At 70.8% G+C, this 20764-nt stretch carries 21 protein-coding genes; 11 read left to right on the plus strand and 10 right to left on the minus strand.

The genetic code is table 11. The annotated features are described in order from the left end of the window. The first annotated feature begins 36 nt into the window (after nt 1-36). Nucleotides 37-1308 (plus strand): phosphoribosylamine--glycine ligase, encoded by a 1272-nt coding sequence (purD, locus tag AC5RVZ_RS12615; protein WP_494066101.1) that lies wholly within the window; start codon nt 37-39, stop codon nt 1306-1308. Nucleotides 1309-1373: 65 nt separating this feature from the next. On the opposite strand, the gene AC5RVZ_RS12620 is transcribed toward purD, so the two are convergent. Next, entirely contained in the window at nt 1374-1532 is a 159-nt protein-coding gene (locus tag AC5RVZ_RS12620) for a hypothetical protein (protein ID WP_494066102.1), read from the minus strand. 209 nt (nt 1533-1741) lie between these two features. Between AC5RVZ_RS12620 and AC5RVZ_RS12625 the strand changes: the two genes are divergently transcribed. From AC5RVZ_RS12625 to AC5RVZ_RS12640, 4 genes are all read left to right on the plus strand, one after another. Next, nucleotides 1742-2080, plus strand: a complete 339-nt coding sequence (locus AC5RVZ_RS12625; RefSeq protein WP_494066103.1) for a hypothetical protein — start codon at nt 1742-1744, stop codon at nt 2078-2080. A 30-nt stretch (nt 2081-2110) separates the two neighbouring features. Further along, entirely contained in the window at nt 2111-3079 is a 969-nt protein-coding gene (locus AC5RVZ_RS12630; RefSeq protein WP_494066104.1) for a phosphoribosylaminoimidazolesuccinocarboxamide synthase, read from the plus strand. A gap of 110 nt (nt 3080-3189) precedes the next feature. Beyond that, nucleotides 3190-4521, plus strand: a complete 1332-nt coding sequence (locus tag AC5RVZ_RS12635; RefSeq protein WP_494066105.1) for a uracil-xanthine permease family protein — start codon at nt 3190-3192, stop codon at nt 4519-4521. A 183-nt stretch (nt 4522-4704) separates the two neighbouring features. After that, nucleotides 4705-5592: a VOC family protein gene (locus AC5RVZ_RS12640; RefSeq protein WP_494066106.1), complete on the plus strand. Its 888-nt coding sequence runs from the start codon at nt 4705-4707 to the stop codon at nt 5590-5592. Between the two features lie 52 nt (nt 5593-5644). On the opposite strand, the gene AC5RVZ_RS12645 is transcribed toward AC5RVZ_RS12640, so the two are convergent. From AC5RVZ_RS12645 to AC5RVZ_RS12665, 5 genes are all read right to left on the minus strand, one after another. Beyond that, nucleotides 5645-6658, minus strand: coding sequence for a LacI family DNA-binding transcriptional regulator (locus tag AC5RVZ_RS12645; RefSeq protein WP_494066107.1), 1014 nt, complete (start codon nt 6656-6658; stop codon nt 5645-5647). Nucleotides 6659-6700: 42 nt separating this feature from the next. Next, nucleotides 6701-8149: a glycoside hydrolase family 1 protein gene (locus tag AC5RVZ_RS12650; RefSeq protein ID WP_494066108.1), complete on the minus strand. Its 1449-nt coding sequence runs from the start codon at nt 8147-8149 to the stop codon at nt 6701-6703. 40 nt (nt 8150-8189) lie between these two features. Beyond that, on the minus strand, nt 8190-9098 hold the full coding sequence (locus AC5RVZ_RS12655; protein WP_494066109.1) for a carbohydrate ABC transporter permease: 909 nt from the start codon (nt 9096-9098) through the stop codon (nt 8190-8192). Beyond that, nucleotides 9095-10207 (minus strand): carbohydrate ABC transporter permease, encoded by a 1113-nt coding sequence (locus tag AC5RVZ_RS12660; protein ID WP_494066110.1) that lies wholly within the window; start codon nt 10205-10207, stop codon nt 9095-9097. Before AC5RVZ_RS12660 ends, AC5RVZ_RS12655 begins: the two co-directional genes overlap by 4 nt. Before the next feature lie 128 nt (nt 10208-10335). Further along, a complete protein-coding gene (locus AC5RVZ_RS12665; RefSeq protein WP_494066111.1) occupies nt 10336-11613 on the minus strand; it encodes an ABC transporter substrate-binding protein in 1278 nt (425 codons plus the stop codon). 345 nt (nt 11614-11958) lie between these two features. Between AC5RVZ_RS12665 and purS the strand changes: the two genes are divergently transcribed. Together purS and purQ are read left to right on the plus strand one after the other, a co-directional pair. Then, nucleotides 11959-12207, plus strand: coding sequence for a phosphoribosylformylglycinamidine synthase subunit PurS (gene purS, locus AC5RVZ_RS12670; RefSeq protein WP_494066112.1), 249 nt, complete (start codon nt 11959-11961; stop codon nt 12205-12207). Continuing rightward, the gene (gene purQ, locus AC5RVZ_RS12675; RefSeq protein ID WP_494066113.1) at nt 12204-12911 is read left to right on the plus strand and encodes a phosphoribosylformylglycinamidine synthase subunit PurQ; all 708 of its coding nucleotides are present in this window, start codon (nt 12204-12206) and stop codon (nt 12909-12911) included. The genes purS and purQ overlap by 4 nt, the downstream gene beginning before the upstream one ends. 29 nt (nt 12912-12940) lie before the next feature. Here purQ and AC5RVZ_RS12680 read toward each other — a convergent pair whose 3' ends face one another. Next, entirely contained in the window at nt 12941-13372 is a 432-nt protein-coding gene (locus AC5RVZ_RS12680; RefSeq protein ID WP_494066114.1) for a DUF1761 domain-containing protein, read from the minus strand. A 104-nt stretch (nt 13373-13476) separates the two neighbouring features. Here AC5RVZ_RS12680 and AC5RVZ_RS12685 point away from each other — a divergent pair, with 104 nt between their 5' ends. Next, entirely contained in the window at nt 13477-14409 is a 933-nt protein-coding gene (locus tag AC5RVZ_RS12685; protein WP_494066115.1) for a 2-hydroxyacid dehydrogenase, read from the plus strand. A gap of 133 nt (nt 14410-14542) precedes the next feature. On the opposite strand, the gene AC5RVZ_RS12690 is transcribed toward AC5RVZ_RS12685, so the two are convergent. Both AC5RVZ_RS12690 and AC5RVZ_RS12695 read right to left on the minus strand, forming a co-directional pair. Continuing rightward, entirely contained in the window at nt 14543-15211 is a 669-nt protein-coding gene (locus AC5RVZ_RS12690) for a response regulator (protein ID WP_494066116.1), read from the minus strand. Next, nucleotides 15208-16446: a sensor histidine kinase gene (locus AC5RVZ_RS12695; RefSeq protein ID WP_494066117.1), complete on the minus strand. Its 1239-nt coding sequence runs from the start codon at nt 16444-16446 to the stop codon at nt 15208-15210. Before AC5RVZ_RS12695 ends, AC5RVZ_RS12690 begins: the two co-directional genes overlap by 4 nt. Nucleotides 16447-16675: 229 nt before the next feature. On the opposite strand from AC5RVZ_RS12695, the gene AC5RVZ_RS12700 reads away from it, so the two are divergent. Beyond that, nucleotides 16676-17293: a hypothetical protein gene (locus AC5RVZ_RS12700; RefSeq protein ID WP_494066118.1), complete on the plus strand. Its 618-nt coding sequence runs from the start codon at nt 16676-16678 to the stop codon at nt 17291-17293. Between the two features lie 54 nt (nt 17294-17347). Here the strand turns inward: AC5RVZ_RS12700 and AC5RVZ_RS12705 are convergent, their stop codons facing one another. Then, complete coding sequence (locus AC5RVZ_RS12705; protein ID WP_494066119.1) at nt 17348-17866, minus strand: adenine phosphoribosyltransferase; 519 nt, start codon at nt 17864-17866, stop codon at nt 17348-17350. A gap of 123 nt (nt 17867-17989) precedes the next feature. Here AC5RVZ_RS12705 and AC5RVZ_RS12710 point away from each other — a divergent pair, with 123 nt between their 5' ends. Continuing rightward, on the plus strand, nt 17990-19678 hold the full coding sequence (locus tag AC5RVZ_RS12710; RefSeq protein ID WP_494066120.1) for a glycoside hydrolase family 13 protein: 1689 nt from the start codon (nt 17990-17992) through the stop codon (nt 19676-19678). Nucleotides 19679-19710: 32 nt separating this feature from the next. After that, nucleotides 19711-20742, plus strand: a complete 1032-nt coding sequence (locus AC5RVZ_RS12715; RefSeq protein WP_494066121.1) for a LacI family DNA-binding transcriptional regulator — start codon at nt 19711-19713, stop codon at nt 20740-20742. Nucleotides 20743-20764 lie beyond the last annotated feature (22 nt).

Here is a 20764-nt window from a genome sequence, read left to right on the forward strand (position 1 = left end):
CCGGAGCGCGCCGGATGCCCTCGGTAGGCTGGGCGGGTGAAGATTCTGGTCCTCGGCTCGGGCGCGCGTGAGCACGCCATCATCCTGGCGCTGCGTTCGGAGGAGACCGCGCACGAGATCTTCGCCGCCCCCGGCAACGCCGGTATCGCGCAGGACGCGCAGCTCGTCGCGCTCGACGCGAACGACCCGGCGGCCGTGGCGAGCTTCGCCAACGAGAACCTCATCGACCTCGTCGTCGTCGGCCCCGAAGCCCCGCTCGTCGCCGGCGTCGCCGACGCTCTGCGGGAGCGAGGCATCCCGGTCTTCGGTCCCGGCAAGGCGGCGGCGCAGCTGGAGGGCTCCAAGGCCTTCGCCAAGCGCATCATGGACGCCGCGGGCGTCCCCACCGGCCGCGCCGTCCGAGCGACGACGCGCGCTGAGGTCGAGGCGGCGTTCGACGAGCTGGGCGCTCCGCACGTCGTCAAGGCGGACGGTCTCGCCGCCGGCAAGGGCGTGATCGTCACCTCCGACCGCGACGAGGCCCTCGCGCACGCTGAGACCTACCTCCCCACCGGACCGGTGCTGGTCGAGGAGTTCCTCTCCGGGCCCGAGGTGTCGCTGTTCTTCCTGAGCGACGGCGACCACGTGCTTCCGCTCTCGCCGGCCCAGGACTACAAGCGCCTCCGCGACGGCGACGAAGGCCCGAACACCGGCGGCATGGGCGCGTACTCGCCGCTGCCGTGGCTGTCGGAGCGGTTCGGCGGCGAGGACGAGTTCGTCGACCTCGTCACCCGCCAGATCGCCGAGCCGGTCATCCGTCAGCTGGATGCCGAGGGCACGCCCTTCATCGGACTGCTCTACGCGGGCCTGATCATCACCGACGCCGGCGTGAAGGTCATCGAGTTCAACGCGCGCTTCGGCGACCCCGAGACGCAGGTCGTGCTGCCGCGGCTGCTCGACCCGCTGTCGGAGCTGCTGCTGGCGGCGGCATCCGGTCATCTGGAGGACCGCCCGCGTCCGTCGTTCGCCGACGCGGCCGCCGTCACGGTCGTGCTGGCGAGCGAGAACTACCCCGCCGCCCCGGTCACGGGTCGGCCGCTCACCGGGCTGTCTGCGGCCGAGGCCGTCGAGGGCGTGCACCTCGCGCACGCCGCCACCGCCGAGACCGACGGCGGCCTCGTTGCGACCGGCGGACGCGTGCTCAACGTCGTGGGTGTCGGTACGACGTTCGCCGAGGCGCGGGACCGCGTATACCGCGCGGTCGCCGAGATCGGCCTCGAGGGCGGTCAGCACCGCACCGACATCGCCGCGCGGGTCGTCGAGGACTGAACGCGCGAGGCGCCCGCGGCTCAGCCGTCGAGCGCCCCGCGGCGGTTCACCGGGTCACGCCGACGTCAGGTCTGACGGCGGATGAAGCGCATCAGCCACGCGATCACCGCGATGATGATGATCACGATGCCGAGCCACAGCAGGAACTTCACCGCCTCGACGAAGACACCCAGCAGCAGCAGCACGATTCCGACGATGAGCAGGATTACGGCGAGTCCGGTCATGTCGCCATGCTGGCCGGATGCCGCAGGCACGGCCAGCCGCTTGACAACGGTCTGAGCGCGCGCAATGCCTCGCCTCGGCTCCGATTCGGGGCGCCGCCCCGGATTCGGACCCGGGCGTGCCGCGAACCCGAATCCGGGCTCGGCATCCGAATCCGGCACCGGGCGAGATGGCCGTGGCCCACGTCGGGGGCTGCCCCTACGCTGTGGCCATGAGCGATGACGGTGCCGCCGAGCGGGCTCACGCGATCTTCGATCCGATCGCGGCGGACTACCTTCGCCGCGAGGGAGTCGACATCGGTCCAATGTTCGGCAGCGAGGGCCTGCGCATCCGCGGCAAGGTGTTCGCGTTCGTCGGCTACCGGGACAGTCTCGTCGTGAAGGTCCCGGCGGCGCGGGCGGATGCCATCGTCTCGTCGGGCGACGGTGAGCGCCTGGCGGTGCGAGAACGGGTGATGCGCGAGTGGGTGCTGATCGGCCCCGAACGTTCGGATTCCTGGGAGCCGCTCATGGCGGAGGCCTACGCGTACGTCGATGAGCTGACACCCTGATGCCGGCCGGGGCTCCGGGATAATGGGCGGGTGACGGACACCTCTCCCACCCCGCTCGACCTCCCCGGCTGGCGCCACGTCTACTCGGGGAAGGTGCGGGACCTGTACGTGCCCGACACCGCCGACGAGGCGCCCGCTGACCGCATGCTCGTCGTCGCGAGCGACCGTGTGAGCGCGTTCGATCACGTCCTCTCGCCCGGCATCCCCGACAAAGGCGTGCTGCTGACGACTCTCACCCTGTGGTGGTTCGACCAGTTGGCCGGCGGCGACGGCGGCCGCAGCATCCCGAACCACCTCGCCGCCTCCCACGTGCTGTCCCTGGGGGAGGACGGCGAGCCGAACACCGCGGACGATGTGCAGTCCCTCATCCCGGATGCCGTCGTCGGACGCGCGATGCTCGTGAAGAACCTCGACATGCAGCCCATCGAGTGCGTTGTGCGCGGCTACCTCACGGGGTCGGGGTGGGCCGAGTACCGCGAGAGCGGGACGGTGTGCGGCATCCCCCTTCCTGCAGGGCTGTCGAACGGCGACCGCCTCCCCGAGCCGATCTACACTCCGGCCTACAAGGCGCCGCTGGGCGAGCACGACGAGAACATCTCGTTCGAGCGCACGGTCGAGCTCGTGGGGCCGGAGCGCGCGGAGGAGCTGCGCGACCTGTCGCTGGAGATCTACGCGCGTGCCGCGCGAACGGCCGAGGCCCGCGGCCTGATCCTCGCCGACACCAAGTTCGAGTTCGGGGTCGACGACGCCGGCGTGCTGACGCTCGCGGATGAGGTGCTTACGAGCGACTCGTCGCGGTACTGGGATGCCGCGGCCTGGGCCAAGGGCACCACGTCCGCCGAGCGCATGGCGAGCTTCGACAAGCAGATCGTCCGCGACTGGCTCGCGGCCAACTGGGCCGAGCCGCGCGAGGGGGAGCCGCCCGCGCTCCCCTCCGAGATCGTCGAGCGCACCGCCGCGCGCTACCGCGAGCTGCTGGAGCGCCTGACCCGCTCATAGAACCCCGGGGCGCGGCATCCGCGGCGCGGCGACGAGCGGATGCCGGGCGCGGTCGCGTCGACCACTATCGTGATGGTCGCCCCCCATCCCCCGACTCCCGAGGAGCGCGCATGCCGCTGTGGACCCTGCACGGAAACGGCCGGACCGTCGAACCGAACCAGGTGGTGAAGCCGCAGGAGCGCCTGAACTGGCCGGCCACGATCGCGATCGGCGCCCAGCACGTCATCGCGATGTTCGGTGCGACGTTCCTCGTGCCCGTGCTGACCGGCTTCCCGGTCTCGACCACACTGCTGTTCTCGGGCCTCGGCACGCTGCTGTTCCTGCTCGTCACGCGCAACAGGCTGCCCAGCTACCTCGGGTCGTCCTTCGCGTTCATCGCTCCCGTCACCGCCGCGACCGCGTCCGCCGGGATGGGTTCGGCGCTCGCGGGCATCGTCGCGGTCGGCGTGCTGCTGGCCGCGGTGGGCTTCCTCGTGCAGTTCGCGGGGCTCGGGTGGATCGAGAAGCTCATGCCGCCGGTCGTCGCCGGCGCCATCGTCGCGCTGATCGGGTTCAACCTCGCACCGGTCGCCTGGGACAGCTACCAGGCCGCGCCCCTCACCGCGACCGTCACGCTCGTCGCCGTCGTGCTCTTCAGCGTGCTGTTCCGCGGCTTCCTCGGACGCATCTCGATCTTCCTCGGCGTCATCGTGGGGTACGTCTTCGCGCTGATCCGCGGTGAGGTGGACTTCACCGCGGTCAACGAGCTCGCCGCCGACGGTCAGTGGGTCGGCCTGCCCACCTTCCACCTGCCCGACTTCGTCTCCCCCGGAACGTGGGGCGTCATCGCGATGTTCCTGCCCGTCGTGCTCGTGCTCATCGCCGAGAACGTCGGCCACGTCCGGGGTGTCGCGACGATGACGGATGCCTCCGTCAACCGCCACACCGGCCGCGCGCTCATCGCCGACGGCGCTGCGACGACGCTCGCGGGCTTCTTCGGCGGCTCGGGCACCACGACCTATGGCGAGAACATCGGCGTCATGGCCGCGACTCGCGTGTACTCCACGGCGGCGTACTGGGTCGCGGGCATCTTCGCCATCCTGCTCAGCCTCTCGCCCGTCGTCGGCGCGGTCTTCAACTCCATCCCCGCCGGCGTGCTCGGCGGCGTGACCACCGCGCTGTACGGACTCATCGGCATCATCGGCATCAAGATCTGGGTCGACAACCGCGTGGACTTCTCGCGCCCGGTGAACCAGTACACCGGCGCTGTGGCGCTCGTCATCGCGATCGCGGGCTTCACCATGCAGTGGGGCGACTTCCAGCTCGGCGCCATCGTGCTCGGCTCGGCCGCCGCGCTCGTGATCTACCACCTCGGCAACCTCATCGCCCGGTGGCGCAGGACCGGCGCCGACGACGGCGGTCCCATCCCCGCCGTCGGTCAGCTGGGAGGCGACCCGCAGTAGGGCCTTCCTCCGGGGTTTTGGGGCGCATTCCTTCGGGTTCGGGGCGCACTCCGTCAGGTTGGGGCGCGTTCGTCACACCCGAACCGCCCGATCCGCGCCCCGAACCAGGTTGATGAGGGCGGGATGCCGGTCACGGCGCATCCCGTCAGGAATGAACCACGGATGCCGGGAGTTCCCATTCGCATGGATGAGGAGCTCCCGGCTTCGGTGCGTCTCGCGACCGACACGGCGATGGGCCCCGTCACGCTGCTGGTCGCCGACCTCGACGGCATGACGGCGTACTACCGGGACGTCGTCACCCTCCAGGTGCTGTCGGCGAGCGGCGACGAGATCGTGCTCGGACGCGCCGGACGGCCGATCGTGGTCCTTCGACACGAGCCCTCGTTGCGCCACGCGGCGCCGGGGTCGGCTGGACTCTTCCACACGGCGATCCTGTTCGAGACGCGAGAGGCCCTCGCGGCGGCGCTGTACAGCGTCGCGAGACGGGCGCCGGGCAGCTTCACCGGGTCGGCGGATCACCTCGTCAGCCAGGCGTTCTACTTCACCGACCCCGAGGGCAACGGCATCGAGCTGTACTGGGACCGCGCCCGCACCGAGTGGTCGTGGGTGCACGGCCAGGTCGAGATGGCGACGCTGTACCTGGACCCGAACGCCTTCCTCCGGGAGCACCTCAGCGAGCAGGCGGCGGCGGGCGCGACGGCCGGTGCGGCGGCATCCGTCGGGCACGTGCACCTGTCGGTCGGGGATGTCGCCACGGCGCGCTCGTTCTACGTCGACGCGCTCGGCTTCGACGAGACGGCGCGGCTGGGCGATCAGGCCGTCTTCGTCAGCGCGGGCGGCTACCACCATCACATGGCGATGAACGTGTGGAACTCGCGCGGCGCAGGGCCACGGATGCCCGCCCTCGGGCTGGGCCGACTCGATCTGGCTCTTCCAGATGCGGATGCCCTCGGGGCGCTGTCCGAGCGGCTCCGGCACCACGGGTTCGAGGTCCGCGACGACGGGCGCACCATGTCGTTCGATGACCCCTGGGCGAACGTGCTGCACGCGACGGCGCCCGGCCGCGGCTGACCGCAGACGCCACCCGGTCTCGATCGAGGAAGGAGCCTCGATCGACCGCCGTTCAGACCGATTCGCGGATCACCAGCTCCGTCTCGAGCATCGTGGCGTGGCGCGGCTGCCGACCAGCGAGCAGATCGAGCAGCACCGAGGCCATCTGCTCGCCCTGCGCGAATGATGGCTGTCGCACGGTCGTCAGCTGCGGCGTGACGGAGGTCGCGACGGGCGAGTCGTCGAATCCGATAACCGCGACATCGTCGGGCACGTGCACCCCGGCGGCCGCGAGCGCCGCGAGCGCTCCTCGCGCCATCAGGTCGCTGGCGACGAAGACGGCGTCGGGTCGCTCTCCGGCCTCGAGGATCTGCCGCATCGCGTCGGCGCCGCCGTCGGCGGTGAAGTTGCCGTCGGCGATCGGTCCCTCGGGAAGCCCGGCGGCGGCGAGGGCCTCGCGGTACCCCTGCAGCCGGTCGATGCTCGCGGGCATGTCGAGCGGGCCGGTGATGGTCGCGATGCGGCTCCTGCCACGTTCGATCAGGTGCATCGTCGCGTCATAGCCGCCGCGGACGTTGTCGACATCGACGTAGTAGTCCTCCTCGCGCAGCCGGATGGGCCGGCCGCCGTAGACGACGGGGACGACGCTCGCGATGCGGTCGATGAACGTGTCGCTGGTGTGGTGCGAGACCACGATCGCACCGTCGACCGCGCCGCTGCGGACGTAGCCGGTCGTCTTGTCGCCGGGGTCGTCGCTCGCGATGAAGAGGTTCAGCACGTAGTCCGAGCGGCTCAGGCGCGCATTGATGCCCGAGACGATCGATGCGAAGAACGGATCGCCGAAGAACCGCGTGGTGTCCTCGGGCACGATGAGGGCGACGGCGTGGGTCCGGTGACTGGCGAGCGATCGCGCGGCGCGGTTGGGCACATAGTTCAACTCCGCGATCGCGCGTTTGACCGCCTGCAGCGCCTCGGGACTGACCGCCGTGGATCCGTTGACGACGCGCGACACCGTCGATCGCGAGACGCCCGCGGCCGCGGCGACCTCTTCGATCGTCACCGCGGCGCGCGGCGAGTCGGTGCTCACGCTCGCCCCCTTCCCCGGATGCTGCGGCCCGGTCGGCGGCGACTACAGGTCGATCGCGCGCGCCTCGATGATCCGGCTGTATTCGCGTCCGCTGTCCTTCACCGTGCGCGCCTGCGTGTCGTAGTCGACGCGCACGATGCCGAACCGCTTCTCGTAGCCCCACGCCCATTCGAAGTTGTCGAGCAGGGACCAATAGAAGTATCCCCGAACGTCGGCGCCGGCCGAGACGGCGTCGAGGATCGCCGCCAGGTGCCGGCGCACGAAGTCCACCCGGTCGTCGTCGTGGACGCGCGGCTCGCCGTCGTCGTGGACGACCTCGTCGTCGTAGGCGGCGCCGTTCTCGGTGACGTACAGCACCGTGCCGGCCGGCTGCGCGTACTCGTTCCACACGCGGGTGAGCAGACGGGTCAGCCCCTCGGGCTGAACCTCCCAGTTCATCGGCGTGCGCGGCAGCCCCCGCTCGTGCCAGAAGATGCCCTCGTGCGACGGGAACGGCGAGCGACCGGGACGATCCGTCGGCGCGTCGCCGGGACGAGGGGGGTTCACCGGCTCGTGTCCGCCGACGTACTCGCCGTGGTAGTAGTTCACGCCGAGCGTGTCGATGCGGGTCGCGATCGCCTCGAGGTCGCCGGGTCGCACCGCGTCGTCCAGTGCCCGCACCGCGTCGGCGTCGACGGCGCGGATGTCGTCGACGATGTCAGCCGGGTACCGGCCACGGAAGATCGGGTCGAGGAACCACCGGTTGAACTGCCCGTCGATCCGCCGGGCCGCGTCGGCATCCTTCGGATCCGACGCGTCGACGGGGTCGGCGACCGTCAGGTTCAGCGTGATGCCGAGCGTGAGCGACTCGTCGCGCGCTCGCAGCTCGCGGACGGCCTGCCCGTGTCCGAGCAGCAGATGATGCGCGGCCAGCAGTCCCTCGCCGACGCTGTAGTGACCGGGCGCGTGAAGGCCCGCGGTGTAGCTGAGGAACGACGAGCACCACGGCTCGTTGAGGGTGGTCCACACGCCCACGCGGTCCCCGAGCGCGTCGTGCATGTCGAGGGCGTACTCGGTGAAGAGGTCGGCGGTGTCGCGGTTCGTCCAGCCGCCCTTGTCCTGCAGCGCCTGCGGCAGATCCCAGTGGTACAAGGTGAGCCAGGGCAGGATGCCGGCATCCAGCAGCTCGTCGACGAGCCGCTCGTAGAAGTCCACGCCCCGCGGGTTGAGGGGCCCGCCGTCGGGGCGCACCCGCGACCACGAGGTCGAGAAGCGGTAGGTCTGCAGCCCCATGTCCTTCATCAGGGCGACGTCGTCACGGTACCGGTGGTAGTGGTCGCAGGCCACGTCGCCGTTGTCTCCGTTGATCACCGCGCCGGGAACGCGGCAGAACGCGTCCCAGATGGAGTCGCGGCGCCCGTCCTCGTGGGCCGCGCCCTCGATCTGGAAGGCGGCGGTGGCCGCACCGAACAGGAAGTTCGACGGGAAGGCGCGCGAGGTCGCGGTCGTCATCAGGGCAGAGTCCTCTCGGGTAACGCTCGTCATGTGTCTATCAGCCCTTGACCGCGCCCGCCATGATGCCGCTGACCAGCTGCTTGCCCGCGAACACGAACAGGATCAGCAGCGGGATCGTCGACAGCAGCACACCGGCCAGCACGACGGAGTAGTCGACGAAGTAGTTCGACTGCAGCAGCGACAGCGCGACCGGCAGGGTGGGGTTCTGGCGGTCGAGCACGATGAACGGCCAGAAGAAGTTGTTCCACGCGGTGACGAAGGTGAACAGGCCGAGCATCGCCGCCGCCGGGCGCGCCGCCGGCAGCCCGACCGTCAGGAACGTGCGGAACGAGCTCGCTCCATCCACGCGGGCCGCCTCGATGAGCTCATCGGGCACCGCCTGGCGCAGATACTGCGTCATCCAGAACACGCCGAACGCCGTCACCAGCGCCGGGATGATGATCGCGCCGATCTGGCCGGTCCAGCCGATCTCGCTGAAGAGGATGTACAGCGGCACCACGCCCAGCTGCGTCGGCACAGCCATCGTCGCGATCACGAACACGAGCAGGATGCTGCTGCCGCGGAACCGCAGCTTCGCGAACGCCCAGCCTGCCAGGGTGGAGAAGAAGACGACCGACAGCGCGATCACGGCGGAGCTCCAGATCGAGTTCCACAGCGCCGGCCAGAAGTTGACCGCGGGGTCGTTCATCACCGCCGCCGCGTTCGCGAGGAAGTTGCCGCCGGGGATCCACGACATGTTCGGGTCGCGGATCGTCGAGGAGTCGCCGGAGCCGATGAGCAGCGACCAGTAGTAGGGCAGCAGCGACGCGAGAAGGACGACGGCCAGTGCGCCGTACACGAACCAGCCGGGGCGCGTCCCCCGAACGTGCCGCCGTCGGCGGCGGGTCCGCTCCCGAGGCATCCGGGAATCCTCGACGTGCAGCGGCGGAACGTTGACGGCGGTCATCGGTGTGCCTCCTCGGCGTTCTCGGACTGCTGCCGCGAGGACGCCGCGACGGTGCGTGCGGCATCCGCGGCGACGGCGCGCTTGGCTGCGCGAGCCGCGGCGCGGCGCTCGGCGCGGGTCATCGAGCCGCGCGCGCCCTCGTCACGGACGAGCCTGCGGGTGATGAAGAGGTTCAGGATGCCGATGGCGAGGATGATGAGGAACAGGATCCAGGCGAGCGCGGCCGCGCGCCCGAAGTTCCACTCGCCCCAGCCGATGTCGTACAGCCACAGGCTGATGGTGAGCCACTGATAGTTGGCGCCGCCGGTGCCGTACTGGTCGTACATGCGCGGCTCGTCGAAGATCTGCAGGCCCCCGATGGTCGAGGTGATGATCACGAAGATGAGCGTCGGACGCAGGCTCGGAACGGTGATCGCGAAGAACTGGCGGATCTTTCCGGCGCCGTCGACGGTGGCGGCCTCGTAGTAGTCGCGCGGGATCGCCTGCATCGCGGCGAGCAGGATGAGCGTGTTGTAGCCGGTCCACCGGAAGTTCACCATGGTGGCGATCGCGATGTGGCTGGCGAAGGCGTTCGAGTGCCAGTCGACATCGGGCACGCCGATCCGGTTCAGCAGCGTGTTGATGATGCCGTACTGGTCGCCGAACATGTTGCTGAAGATGAGGGCGACGGCCACCGGCGCCATGACGTAGGGGATCAGCACGCCCATGCGCCAGAAGGTCTTGGCGCGGATGTTCTGGTCGAGCATCGCCGCGATGAAGATGGCGGCGAGCAGCTGGGGGACGCTGGAGAGCAGGAAGATGCTGAAGGTGTTGCGCAGGGCGATCCAGAACTTGGGATTGCCGAGGACCCACTCGTACTGGCCGAAGCCGATGAACTCGCCGGAGCCTCGGACGAGGTCCCACTCCATGAACGAGATGACCGCCGTGTAGGCGATCGGGAACAGCCCGACGACGACGAAGAGGATGAAGAACGGGGAGATGTAGAGGTACGGCGAGAGCTTGAGGTCCCACGTGCTCAGCCGGCTGCCGAATCCGATGCGCTTCGGGGGGCGCGGGCGCGCCGGCTCGCCGGGTGCGGCGGCTCGGGGCGGGGTGATGGTCGCGGTCACGACGCTCCTCCGGGAGAGGGTGGACGGTGGTACGGGCGGGGCGGGCCTGAGTCAGGCGTCGCCCCGCCCGGGTCGGTGACGGATGCCGCGGGCCGGGCGTCAGCGTCTCGGTCCGCGGCATCCGCTGGTCACTTGAGGGCCTCGACCTCCGAGACCCACTGGTCCCACGACGTCTGGGCGTCCTGCGTCCCGTCCTCGACGCGCGTCAGCGCCTTCTGCATGCCGTCGTTGATCTGGAAGTAGAACTCGCCCTTGAAGGGAGCGACCGAGACCGCGTTGGCGCGGTCGGTGAGGATCTGTCCCACCGGAGCGTTGTTGAAGTACTCGTTCGTCGAGCCCAGCAGCGTCTCGGACTCGAGTGCCTGACTCTGGCTGGGGAACGTGCCGGCGTTCTCGAACGCCTTGATCTGCTGCTCGGGCGCGGTGAGCCAGTCGGCGAGCTCCTGCGCCGCCTCGACGTTGGCGCCGTTGGCGGGAACGGTCAGGTACGAGCCGCCCCAGTTGCCGCCGCCGTTGGGGAAGACGTTCGCTATGTCCCAGGTGGTGGTGTCGGGGGCGTTGCCCGAGATGACGCCGAGCATCCACCCGGGGCACAGCATCGTGGCGAAGGCGCCGTTGGACAGGCCCGCGAACCAGTCGTCGGACCACTGGCCGAGGTGCGCGGACTGGGTGGCGCTGGCGGCGGTCACCTGGTCGTAGATGTCCTTCACCTCGTCGTTCTCGGTGGCGATGATCTCGCCGGAATCGGGGTCCTCGTAGGCGGCCTCGACCTGGTTGATCATGCCCTGGTACGTGCCGCCGGCGGAGTCGAAGAAGGCCTTGCCGGTTGCGGCGACGTACTGGTCGCCGACCTCGAAGTAGGTCGACCAGTCGCCGTCGAGGAGCGCGGCGACCTCTTCGCGATCGGTGGGCAGGCCCGCCTCGGCGAACAGATCGGTGCGGTAGCACACACCCTCGGGCCCGATGTCGGTGCCGTAGCCGATGAGGTTGCCCTCGGCGTCGGTGGCCGCCTCGACCTTCCAGTCCAGCCAGCGGTCCGCGAGGTCCTCGGGCACCGGCGCGAGCAGGTCGGAGTACTGCATCACCTCGGGCAGCCAGTCGACCTCGATCGCCTCGATATCGGCGAGGCCGCTCTTGCCGAGCTTCTGGAAGTAGTTGGCGCGGGCGTCGTTGGACGTCGCGGCCTTGTTGTGCACGACCTTCACGTTCGGGTTCTCGTCCATGTACTCCTGAAGGAGTTTGTCGGTGTAGCCGAAGTCGTTGAAGGTGGCGATGGTGAGGGTGATCTGCCCGTCCCCTCCGGACGAGCCGCTGCCGCTGCCGCCGGCGCAGCCGGCGAGGACGATGGCGGAAGCCGAGAAGGCGGCGAGGGTCACGGCCCCTCGGCGGAACGCACGTGTGTTCACTGTCACTCCTTTGTGGTGCAGGTGGATGGCTGCTGCTGGCGATCGCCGGTGTAGCGATCGAGTGCGCCGTGGGAGCGCTCCCACGGCAGTGGCGGCAACGTTACGGGAGCGCTCCCACGAGTGTCAAGGGAGCGCTCCCACGACGTGCTGTCACGGTTTCGTCACGGGCCGCGGCGGCGCCGTGGACTGGGGCGGCTTCGCCGTCGCGGGGCGATCGTCCGCCGGGCGCGGCGCGGCCCGTAGAATTGGAGGGACCCCTGCCCGCGACATCCGGCGTTTCGACTCCTCGCTGCGCTCGTCGCGCAACGACCGATAGCTGCGGCCTCCGGCCGCCAGGAGGAACACGTGCCCACCATCGTCGTCGACGTCATGCCCAAGGCCGAGCTGCTGGACCCGCAGGGGAAGGCGGTGACCGGCGCGCTGTCGCGGCTGGGCGTCGAGTCGTTCTCGTCCGTGCGCATCGGCAAGCGCTTCGAGCTCACGGTGGACGGCGAGGTCGACGAGGACGTCCTCGCTCAGGCCCGCAAGGTCGCCGACGAGATCCTGTCGAACTCGGTCATCGAGGACGTCGTGGCCGTCGAGGTGGTCGAATGACCGCGCGCATCGGCGTCATCACCTTCCCGGGATCGCTCGACGATCGCGACGCGCAGCGCGCCGTGGAGCTCGCCGGCGCCGAGCCGGTCGCCCTGTGGCACGGATCGCACGACCTGGAGGGCGTTGACGCCCTCGTGCTTCCCGGCGGCTTCAGCTACGGCGACTACCTGCGTGCGGGCGCGATCGCCGCCCTGGCGCCGATCATGTCCGAAGTGAAGGATGCCGCCGCCAAGGGCATGCCCATCCTCGGGATCTGCAACGGCTTCCAGATGCTGGTCGAGGCGCACCTGCTTCCCGGCGGGCTGATCCGCAACGCGCACCAGCAGTTCATCCGCCGCGACCAGCGTCTGCGCGTGGAGAACAACGACACCGCGTGGACGAGCGAGTTCGGACGCGGCGAGGAGATCCTGATCCCGCTGAAGAACGCCGACGGCGGCTACATCGCCTCGGAGTCCGAGCTCGACCGGCTCGAGGGCGAGGGCCTCGTGGCCCTCCGCTACGTCGGCGTGAACCCGAACGGCTCGCTGCGCGACATCGCCGGCATCACGAACGAGCGCGGGAACGTCGTCGGCCTCATGCCGCACCCCGAGCACGCCGTCGAGCCGGGCTTCGGCCCGAACACCGCCGCCGCGATGCGGTCGGGCGTCGACGGGCTGCGCTTCTTCACCGCGGCCGTTTCGGCTGTCGTCGGCGCCGCGGCCTGACGCGGCATCCGCGGCCCGGGCGGGACGGGTCAGACGGTGCCGGCGGGCGGCCACACGCCGATGATGAGACCCATGATGATCAGGGTCACCAGCTCGTGCCCGATGTTGAGCACCGTCAGCGACCACGGGCGGCCCTCGAAGGCGTCGTGCGTGATGAACCGCGCCGCCGTGAAGCCCGCCCACAGGATCACCGCCGTGGCGAGCGCGGCTAGCAGGTAGCCGCCGCCGTAGAAGTGCCACGCGATCGACGTGGAACCGGCCAGCACCCATGCCGTGATGAAGCTCACGATGAGCGTGACGACGATCGGCACGACGGCGGTCGCGCCGGGGCGGTCCATGTCGACCTTGGCGAGCCTCGCCCAGCGCGTGCCGAAGACCTTCGGCGTGTACCAGATCGAGCCCACGACCATGCTCGACGCCGTCGCCAGCAGCACCGCCCAGTAGTTGATCTCGGGGACCATGACGCCTCCTCGCTCGCGGCGCCGCGCCGTCGCTTCGCCGCTCGTCGCGAGCGTACCGGGGACGCCGACACCCGCGTCGGCAGCGCGCCGGTAGCGTGGGAGGAGTGAGCGCAGGCATCCGGAATCTCGTCGTGACCGTTCCCACCGAGCAGCTGGCCGCCGATCTGGGAGAGCTTCCCGACGGCGTCGAGCTCATCGTGTGGCCGATGGATGCCGAGGCGCCGCGTGACCGCTTCGACATGGTGGTCCCGCCGTACATGTCGATGAGCAAGGTGCTCTCGCATCTGGACGGCATCGAGGTCGGACTGGTGCAGAGCCAGTCGATCGGATACGACGGCGTCGCGGGGATGCTGCCCGACGGGCTGCGGTTCGCCAACGCCGCCTCGGCGCACGAGACCTCCACCGCGGAGCTCGCCGTCGCCCTCACCCTCGCCGCGCAGCGGCACCTCGACGCCTTCGCCCTCGACACGGCGGCCGGGCGCTGGTCTCCGGTGTTCGCCGAGAGCCTCGCCGATCGACGCGTGCTGCTGCTCGGCTACGGCGGCGTCGGCAAGGCGATCGCGGCGCGGCTCGCCGGCTTCGAGGTGGAGCTCACGGCCGTGGCATCCCGCGCCCGCGACGAGGACGGGATGCCGGTGCACAGCGTCGAGGAGCTGCCCGACCTGCTGCCCCGGACCGACATCGTGATCGCCTCGCTCCCCGGCGGAGACGCGACGCGGCACATCGTCGACGACGCGTTCCTGTCGGCGCTTCCGGACGGGGCCCTCCTGGTCAACGTCGGCCGCGGCAGCCTCGTCGACACGGACGCGCTCGTCGATCACGTGCGCCGCGAGCGCATCCGCGCCGCGCTCGACGTCACCGACCCCGAGCCGCTTCCCGAAGGTCACCCGCTGTGGGGCCTGCCGGGCGTGCTCATCTCCCCACACGTCGGCGGGGCGACCAGCGCCATGCGCCCCCGCATCGCCCGGCTCGTGCGGACGCAGATCGAGCGCCTGGCCGCCGGCGAGGAGCCTCTCAACGTCGTGCTCGGCGGCTGACGCCCGGGGGTTCCACCGGGCGAACCGGCGGTCGGCGCGCCAGACCGCTGCAGTTCCCGGCGGCCGATGCAGAACGGGCAGCCGCGCTCGCAGGAAACTGCCGCGCTCGCGGCGGGCGACGCCCGACCGCAGCTCAGCCCGCGTCGCCGGGCCGCACCAGACCCATCTCGTACGCGGCGACGACGGCCTGCACGCGGTCGCGCACTCCGAGTTTCGCCAGCAGCCGGGTCACGTGCGCCTTCACCGTGGCCTCGCTGAGGTACAGCTCCTGTCCGATCTCGAGGTTCGAGCGGCCGCGCGCGATCAGCATCCAGATCTCGTGCTCGCGCGGCGTCAGGTCGACGGAAGGCTGCGCGTGAGGAGCCGGCGAGGCCAGGTAGCGCTCGATGAGGCGTCGGGTGACCTCCGGCGCGAGCAGCGCCTCGCCGGCGGCGACGGTGCGCACGGCGTCGACGAGGCGGTCCGGCGGCGCATCCTTGAGCAGGAACCCGGAGGCACCGGCCGCGAGCGCGCGGTACACGTACTCGTCGAGGTCGAACGTGGTCAGCACCAGCACGCGAGGGGCACGCGGCAGCGCGGTGATGACACCGGTCGCCTCGATGCCGTCCATGCCGGGCATCCTGATGTCCATCAGGACGACGTCCGGCGCCAGTTCGCGCACCGCGGTCACGGCCTCCTGCCCGTTTCCCGCCTCGCCGACCACCTCCACCTCGGCCCCTTCCAGCAGCCCCCGGATGCCGGAGCGCACGAGCGCGTGATCATCGGCGACGAGGACCCGCGGGCCGCCGTCCGGTCCGCTCATGCGGCACCTCCGTTCGGGATCGTCGCGTGCACGACCCATCCTCCCTCGGCCGTCGGCTGCGCCACGAGAAGGCCGCCGTACAGCCGCGCCCGCTCCCGCATCCCGGGGAGCCCGCGTCCACTGCCGCGGACCTCGCCCGTGGGCGCCGCAGACGCCGGTCCGTTCTCGATCCGTACGTCGAGATCCCGGCCGAGAGCCGTCACCGTCACCGTCACGTCCGCGCCGGGAGCGTGCTTGCGCACGTTCGTCAGCGACTCCTGCACGATCCGGTAGACGGCGAGCGCAGGCCCGTCGGGGATGTCGCCGGCCACATCGGTCACCAGCGTGCACGCGTGGCCTGCCGCCTCCGTCTCGGCGATGAGATCGGGAAGCGCCGACAGTCCCGGCTGCGGCGTGTACGAGACGTCGTCTTCGCGCAGCACCTCCAGCAGGTGCCGCATCTCGTCCAGCGCCCCCTGCGCGGTGCGGCGGGTCAGCTGCAGGTGATTGCGCGCGCGAGCGGGGTCGCGCTCGACGAACTGCTCGGCCGCCGCGGCCTGCAGCGTCACGATCGACAGCGCGTGGGCGACGATGTCATGAAGTTCGCGGGCGATGCGCCGCCGCTCGGATGCCGCCGCCTCGGCCGCACGCTCGGCAGCGCCCTCGTCGGCCCGCTGCACCGACAGCGCGCGATGGCGCACGATGCGGCCGGCGGCCCAGGTCGCCCCGACGAAGAAGACGAGGAATCCGACGCCGGCGGTCTCGATGCCCGGCTGCCCGAAGTAGCCGAGCACGTGGGCCGTCAGCATCGCGGCGATCGGCACCAGACCGAGCAGCGCCGCCCACCACCATGCGGCGATGCGCTCGGCGACGGTGAAGGTGGCCACGAGCAGGCTCGGGAACGGGTTGAACGTCGCATCGGGTCCTGCGGACGCGGCGTGGGCGACGAGCGCCGCCGCGACCACCAGCATGACTCCGGCCGGGAGCCTCTGACGCACCGCGAGGGGCAGCGAGATCAGAAGGGCGAAGCCGAGCTGGGCGAGCGGGTTCGAGGTCGGCACCAGCAGCGCCTCGAGCACGGCCCAGACGCCGATGCCGCCGGCGATCGCGAGGTCGAGCGGGCTCGTCCAGCCGCGGAGCGCGGTGATGAGGCCTGAGGCCCATCGGCGTGAGCGCCGTGGCGCGTCGTCGGACGAGACCGCTCGGCGCCGGGGCGCGCGCGAGTGCGGCGGCGCGGGATCGGTCGGGGTCGTCACGGCTCGATCGTAGGGGCGTCGTCGCGCACACCGACAGCGACGAAGGTCGCGACCCGCGTCGACCGTCGTCGATGCCGCGCGCGCCGATCGACGCGGCCGGTCGCGGCTCCCGTCGACGCAGCGCCCGACTCCCGGCCGATGCCGCGCTGCACTGGCCGCTCGTAGCGTGGCACTGCTCGCTCCGCAACGCAGGGCGATACGGACACTTCGAACAGAGAAAGGCCTGATCATGGCAACCATCACCACTTCCGCCCCTCCCCGCTCCGGCGCCCCGCTGCCGCCTCCGCGCGACGGCCGCGTCATCGGCCGTGTCAGTGCACGTCTCGCCGGCTCCGCCGCGCTCATCGCCGGCGCCCTGTCGGTCGTGATCGGCGTTCTGCAGATCGTCTTCCCGCAGGATGAGGACCCGGCGATCGACCCGCGGACCCGGGTGATCCTCGCGATGTTCACGATCTCGCTGTGGGCGTTCGCGGTCCTGTTCGCCGGGCTCGCACGGTACGCGCGGTCGAGCTGGGGTGCCTTCGTCGCCGCGACCGGAACCGTCCTGCTCACTGTCGGCACCGTGACCAGCGCGATCAACGGCATCGACCTGGAGTTCTTCCCGATCGTCGCGATGGCGGCGAACGCTCTGTGGCTGATCGGCGCGATCATCCTGACGGTGTCGCTCGTTCGCGCCGGTCGAGTGAGCCTGTGGCTCGCCCTTCCGCTGCCGTTCGTCCAGGTGCCGCTGCTGTTCTTCTCGCAGATGGGCGGCGGCGTCGTCGCCGGCCTCTATCTCGTGGTCCTCGGCGGGGTGCTCGTCGCCGGCCGGATCCAGTCCCGCCTCGCTCGCCGGGCCGGACGCTGACCGGTGGGGATGCCGGCTGTCGGGCGCACACCCGACGGCCGGCGTCCGCGCGCGTCAGGCGGTGAAGACGGTGTGGATGTCGGGCACGACCTCGCGCCCACCCAGAGCGCGCAGCTCCATCAGCACCGCGGTGCCGACGACCGTCCCGCCGAGAGAGGCGACGAGCTCGTGCGCCGCCGCGAGCGTGCCCCCGGTGGCCAGCACGTCGTCGACGAGCAGCACGCGCATGCCCGCGGTGATGTCGTCGTGCGCCTCGATCGTGGCGGTGCCGTACTCCAGCGCGTACGAGACGGATGCCGCCGGCCGGGGCAGCTTGCCCGCCTTCCGGATCGGCACGAGCCCGGCGCCCGCCTCCATCGCCGCGGCACCGGCGAGCAGGAACCCGCGCGCCTCGACGCCCGCGACGACATCGAAGTCCCCCTCGAAGGGCGCGATCATCGCGTGGACCACTGTGCGCAGCGCCGAGGCATCCGCCAGCAGCGGCGTGATGTCGCGGAACAGCACGCCCGGCTCGGGATAGTCGGGGATCGTCCGGATCAGGGACTCGGCGCGCAGCAGGGCTTCGGACGGCACCCGCTCACCCTACTCCGCGCTTCCCCGCCCTTTACCGCCGCGCCCGCTCGGTCCGGCGCTCGCTCAGCGTGCTGAGATTCGATCGTCGACACCGTGTGTAAGCGCTTGCAGTAGACTGGCGCGATGACTTCCCCCACGACAGAGACCACTGAGCGCACTGCGGCGCCGCTCGCCCCCGTCGGCGACGAGTGGTGGCGCACCGCCGTGATCTACCAGATCTACCCGCGTTCGTTCGCCGATGCTTCCGGCGACGGGATCGGCGACCTCCCGGGCGTGACCGCGCATCTCGACGACCTGGCACAGCTGGGCATCGACGCGATCTGGCTGAGCCCGTTCCAGCGATCGCCGCAGAAGGACGCCGGCTACGACGTCAGCGACTACTGCGATGTCGACCCGCTGTTCGGCACGCTGGCCGACTTCGACGAGATGCTCGCCGGGGCACACGCGCGCGGCATCCGTGTCATCGTCGACCTCGTCCCCAACCACTCCTCCGACCAGCACGAATGGTTCCAGAAGGCGCTGGCCGCAGCGCCCGGCAGCCGTGAGCGCGCCCGCTACATGTTCCGCGACGGCAGAGGCGAGAACGGCGAGCTGCCCCCGAACAACTGGGAGTCCGTCTTCGGCGGTCCGGCGTGGACGCGCGTCGTCGAGCCGGACGGTCGGCCGGGCCAGTGGTACCTGCACCTGTTCGACTCCTCGCAGCCGGACTTCGACTGGTCCAACGAAGAGGTGCGGGAGGAGTTCCGCCGCATCCTGCGCTTCTGGCTCGACCGTGGCGTCGACGGGTTCCGCGTCGACGTGGCGCACGGGCTGGTCAAGGCCGAGGGACTTCCCGACTACACGCCTCCCGCCGACGCCGACTCGATGGGCGGCGAAGAGGCGAACGTCCCGTACTGGGGCCAGGAGGGCGTGCACGAGGTGTACCGCGACTGGCGCCGCATCCTCGAGGAGTACGAGGGCGACCGCGCGCTGTGCGCCGAGGCGTGGCTGCCCACGGCCGACCGCACCGCCCTGTGGGTGCGCTCGGACGAGATGCACCAGGCGTTCAACTTCCCCTACCTCCAGACCGAGTGGGATGCCTCGGCCCTGCGCGAGGTCATCACCGAGTCGACCCGGGCGTTCTGGGCGGTGGGCGCTCCCGCCACCTGGGTGCTGTCGAACCACGACGTCGTCCGTCACGCGTCGCGACTGGCGCTGACGGCCGAGAACCCGCAGGGTCACGGCATCGGACCGGACTCCCCCGGCAAGCCGATCCCCGATGTCGGCTTGCGCCGTGCGCGCGCGGCGACGGCGCTCATGCTGGCGCTCCCGGGCTCGGCGTACCTGTACCAGGGCGAGGAGCTGGGTCTTCCCGAGGTCATCGACATCCCCGGCGAGGCGCGCCAGGACCCGACGTGGTTCCGCACCGACGGCGAGCGCTACGGCCGCGACGGCTGCCGCGTGCCCATCCCGTGGACGGCGGATGCCCCCGCCTACGGCTTCAGCCCCTCCGGCGCCTCGTGGCTGCCTCAGCCTGCGGAGTGGGCCGAGTTCGCCCGGTCGTCGCAGGCCGGGGTCCCCGGCTCCACGCTGGAGCTGTACCGCACGCTGATCGCCGAGCGCCGCGCACGCAAGCTCGGCGCTGGCTCTCTCGAGTGGATCGACGGCCTGGGCGAGGACGTGGTGGCCTTCCGCAACGGCACGGTCACCGTCATCGCCAACGCCGGCTCGACGGCGGTCCCGCTGCCGACCGGTATCGTGATCGCGTCCAGCGGCCCGGTGGACGGTGGGGAGCTCCCGGTGGACACGACGGTCTGGCTCGCGAACGACTGAGTCGCCGGAGCGATCCGGAGGAAGGTGACGACGTGGTCAGCATCGACGAAGTGGCACGCGCGGCGGGCGTCTCGACGGCGACCGTCTCGCGGGCGCTGAGCGGTCGCGGCCACGTCTCCGCGGCAGCCAAGGCCAAGGTCCAGCTCGCTGCGAAGAACCTCGGATACGTCGTGTCCGCATCGGCGTCGAGCCTCGCGTCGGGCCGCACCCGCAACATCGGCGTGCTCGTGCCGTTCCTCGACCGGTGGTTCTTCTCCACCGTGCTCAGCGGCATCGCCTCGGCGCTCATGCGCCGGGGCTACGACATCACCCTGTACAGCCTCACCGCCGACCGCGCCGAGCGGCAGGACGTCTTCGAGACGTTCCTGCGCCGGCAGCGGGTCGACGGGGTGATCGCGATCTCGATCGAGCTGGGTGAGGAGGAGACCGGGCGCCTGCTCGAGCTCGACCTGCCGGTCATCGCGATCGGCGGGCCGAACCCGCGCCTGACGACCCTCACGGTCGACGATGTGGCCGTCGCGCGCCTGGCGACCGAGCACCTGCTCGCGCTCGGGCACCGCGACATCGCCCACATCGGAGCGAGCCCCGAGTTCGATGTCGACTTCCACATCCCGACGCACCGGCGGCAGGGGTTCGAGCAGGCGCTGGCGGATGCCGGCATCCCGGTCAAGCCGTCGCTGTACGAGCCGGCCGACTTCACCATCGAGGGCGGCTTCCGCGCCGCCAAGCAGCTGCTGGGCAAACCGGGTGGTCGCCCGACCGCGATCTTCGCGGCATCCGACGAGATGGCGATCGGCGCGCTGCTGGCCGCCCGCGAGCTCGGATACCGCGTGCCCGAGGACCTCTCCATCATCGGCATCGACGGACACGAGCTGGGCGAGTTCTTCCGGCTGACGACGGTCGACCAGTTCCCGCTCGGGCAGGGGGAACGGGCAGCGGAGGCGATCCTCGCCGCGCTCGAGCCCAACACCGCCGGCGACCGCGACGCGTCCGCGCCGCATCGTCCCGGGGAGCTGCCGTACGAGCTCATCGTCCGCGGCTCCACCGCGCGCCTGCCCTTCTGATCCCGCCGGGCGGGGAAGGAGC

Source organism: Arthrobacter sp. Cza30 (genome assembly GCF_059090765.1).

Coding starts and splice junctions, on each gene's coding strand:
- AC5RVZ_RS12690 (WP_494066116.1), bottom strand. CDS start 15,211: ATGAGCGGACCGGACGGCGGCCCGCGGGTCCTCGTCGCCGATGATCAC.
- purQ (WP_494066113.1), top strand. CDS start 12,204: ATGACCGCGCGCATCGGCGTCATCACCTTCCCGGGATCGCTCGACGAT.
- AC5RVZ_RS12655 (WP_494066109.1), bottom strand. CDS start 9,098: ATGACCGCCGTCAACGTTCCGCCGCTGCACGTCGAGGATTCCCGGATG.
- AC5RVZ_RS12650 (WP_494066108.1), bottom strand. CDS start 8,149: ATGACGACCGCGACCTCGCGCGCCTTCCCGTCGAACTTCCTGTTCGGT.
- AC5RVZ_RS12635 (WP_494066105.1), top strand. CDS start 3,190: ATGCCGCTGTGGACCCTGCACGGAAACGGCCGGACCGTCGAACCGAAC.
- AC5RVZ_RS12625 (WP_494066103.1), top strand. CDS start 1,742: ATGAGCGATGACGGTGCCGCCGAGCGGGCTCACGCGATCTTCGATCCG.
- AC5RVZ_RS12700 (WP_494066118.1), top strand. CDS start 16,676: ATGGCAACCATCACCACTTCCGCCCCTCCCCGCTCCGGCGCCCCGCTG.
- AC5RVZ_RS12620 (WP_494066102.1), bottom strand. CDS start 1,532: ATGACCGGACTCGCCGTAATCCTGCTCATCGTCGGAATCGTGCTGCTG.
- AC5RVZ_RS12640 (WP_494066106.1), top strand. CDS start 4,705: ATGGATGAGGAGCTCCCGGCTTCGGTGCGTCTCGCGACCGACACGGCG.
- AC5RVZ_RS12710 (WP_494066120.1), top strand. CDS start 17,990: ATGACTTCCCCCACGACAGAGACCACTGAGCGCACTGCGGCGCCGCTC.
- AC5RVZ_RS12680 (WP_494066114.1), bottom strand. CDS start 13,372: ATGGTCCCCGAGATCAACTACTGGGCGGTGCTGCTGGCGACGGCGTCG.